This window comes from Bacteroidota bacterium, from assembly GCA_034723125.1.
Lineage (GTDB): Bacteria > Bacteroidota > Bacteroidia > CAILMK01 > JAAYUY01 > JAYEOP01.
The window spans coordinates 1-2,694 of the sequence record JAYEOP010000315.1 but is presented as its reverse complement, the minus strand read 5'-3'; the positions used below and the strand labels follow the sequence as shown (position 1 = coordinate 2,694).

At 31.3% G+C, this 2,694-nt stretch carries 1 protein-coding gene; it reads right to left on the bottom strand.

Annotated features, from left to right (window positions below; genetic code table 11):
* Window positions 1-181: 181 nt before the first annotated feature.
* Window positions 182-2,509: a TonB-dependent receptor gene (locus U9R42_08895; protein ID MEA3496135.1), complete on the bottom strand. Its 2,328-nt coding sequence runs from the start codon at window positions 2,507-2,509 to the stop codon at window positions 182-184.
* Between the last annotated feature and the right edge of the window lie 185 nt (window positions 2,510-2,694).

The window sequence follows — 2,694 nt, the reverse complement described above, 5'->3', positions numbered from 1 at the left end:
CAAAGTATGAAACAATTCATTATGGAATTATTATACTATTGATTTTCTTTATGTTATCACAACTCGACATTTAATAAGTTTCCGAATGTCAATTCTTTATATTCAAATGCGAAACTTGAGTAATATTAGTACTAAAAACGTTACAAATTATTTGTTAAAAAAATGAAATAAACTCACCTTCCTAAAACGAATAAGTTGCACCAAAACTTGGTATTATCGGTAATTGATAAACACTTTTGTTGTTGAATCGGTTGTAGTAAAAAATGTTGTTTCGATTATATACATTTGTTACACTGAAAATGAGTTCTAATTTTTTATGTTTGTCAAAATTAAAAGATTTTTTTACAGAAAAATCAAGTCTGTGATATTGAGGTAGTCTTCCTCCGTTTAGCTGGTCGGAATACAGAACTTGTAAATCTCCATTTGTTGAAGTGTAATCTTCGTCAATTCCCGAAGAGAAATTTAAGTATTCAAAAAATCCCTGAGTTTGAGTAAATGGAAATCCTGTTCCGTAATTCCATCTTAGTGATATTTCAAAAGGATTTTTATTATCACCTAAGCTTACATTTCCTAAAACTTGTACATTGTGTCGTCTGTCCCAGTTAGGTGTGTATTTTTCGATTTCTCCATATTTGTTTATTGTAAAGCGGTCAACATAAGAAAGGTCGTAAACGAACCAAAAATAAAATTGCTTTTGTTCGTAAGTATAGTGAAAGTTAATTCCATAAGCGTTTCCTTTTTCAACGATGTAATCACCTTTTAGGTAATAGGGTTCATCAGCAAAATGTTCGTTATTGTCAAATATTTTGTTTCTATTAATATTTGTCATCTGATTAAAAAACTTGTAATAAGTTTCAACATTGAAAATGCTGTGTTCACGAAAATCAAATTCGATACCACCGATAATGTGTCTTGATTTTTGTAAGTTTGATGTAATTGTTTTGCCGTCAAATTCATCAGGGATTTCATCGGGTGCGAGTAAAAAACCGTAAAAATAATTTACAACATCTCTGTCGGAAAAAGTACTGATAAAACTTTGAGAATAATAACCTCCGGCAGCTTTTAGCCTGAAATTTTTTGTCCAATTATATTTTAATCCGAATCGTGGTTCAAAAGATGTTTCTTGAAGGTCGCCATAGCGATGAATTCTAAAGCTTGGGGTAATTATCAGCTTGTTAATTATTTTTTTATATTTAACAAATGCGGCAATATTTGTTGTGTTTTGTGTTTCGTTTTCTCCGCCAATTTTTCTGTTTACAGCATTATAAAATTGATATTGAGTTTGTAATCCGGAAAATTCAATGCCATACCTGAGAAGGTCTTTGCCAAGGTAGTATGAAAATTTCATTCCTCCTTCAAAGCCATTAATTGCACTGTATCGTGGTTTGTTATCAGCTTCTTGCTGGTCAATTCTATAATTTGAAAATGAAAAATTTCCTTCAACAATTGTTGATGAAGCTGATGGTACAAGCAAAAATCTTGTTCCAAATCCTCGAGATTTCCAATTGTATTGAGTAATATTTTTAAAATCAACTTTATCCTGAAAATTAAATCCTGAGAAACTAATTTTACTTCCTTCGGGAGTACTGAAATTTAATTTTCCGAAAAGGTCGGTAAAGCTGTAAGGCATTCCTTCAGAGTCGGCATAATCGTAAAGTACAGGAGCAGTTTTATTTAAAAATGAATTTCTTACCGATAAAACAAAGGTGGCACTTCCCGAATTGTCTATCATCTTTTTTATTGGTCCGTTCATGTTAAATGTAGCGGTAAAAGGGCTTATGCCAATTTTACCTTCAAGTCGTTTTTTATTTCCGTCAATGGAGCTAATATCCATAACTGCTGATATTCTATCACCATATTCGGCATCAAATCCACCGGTGTAAATATCCATATTTTTAATGATGTCAATATCAAATACAGAGTACATTCCTATTGAATGAAAAGGATTGTAAATGGTCATTCCGTCAAGTAAAACTTTATTTTGAATTGGTGTTCCTCCGCGAATATATATTTGTCCGCCTTTATCTCCTGTTGAAACAATTCCCGGAAGTATTTTTATATATTGTGCAAGTTCGGGAGTGGCTCCTATGGATGGTAATTTTGCTATTTCCGAAGGGGTAACTTTTATTTTACTAACTTTTACCTCGGTTTGTCTTACAATCTTTCTCTCAGTAATTTTTACTTCTTGAAGCTCAATTGCTTTTGGTATGAGGTAAATATTTTTGTTAGTTATTCCATTTTTTTTTAGATTTACTTTAATAGTATATTTTTCGTAACCAATGTAGGTGCATACTAAGGTATAAGTTCCTGGCTTAACTCGTGAAATAGTGTATAATCCGTCAAGGTTTGTTGCATCACCTATTGTTGTTCCTTCAAAATAAACATTTGTAAAAATAATGGGTTCACCTGTTTCTTTGTCATAAACAAATCCATGTATTTCGGCATATTGAGCAGATACGCTGAATATTGTGAGAGTAAATATTGCAAGCAGTAATAATTTTTTATGCATTTGTTGTTATAGCTGATTGTTTCTATAAAATTTTAGTTTTCAAACTTACGAAGAAATTGTTTATTTGAAACATATTTTTTTCACGCAAAGACGCAAAGAACGCAAAGAAGAATTGTTTATTTGTTTCAATAGTCATTTAGTGGTCATTTGCTTCGCTGTCATTTAATTGTCATTAAGTTGTTTAT

Bases quoted from the DNA above. Each gene is read 5' to 3' on its own strand.
- U9R42_08895 (MEA3496135.1), bottom strand. From the start codon at position 2,509: ATGCATAAAAAATTATTACTGCTTGCAATATTTACTCTCACAATATTC.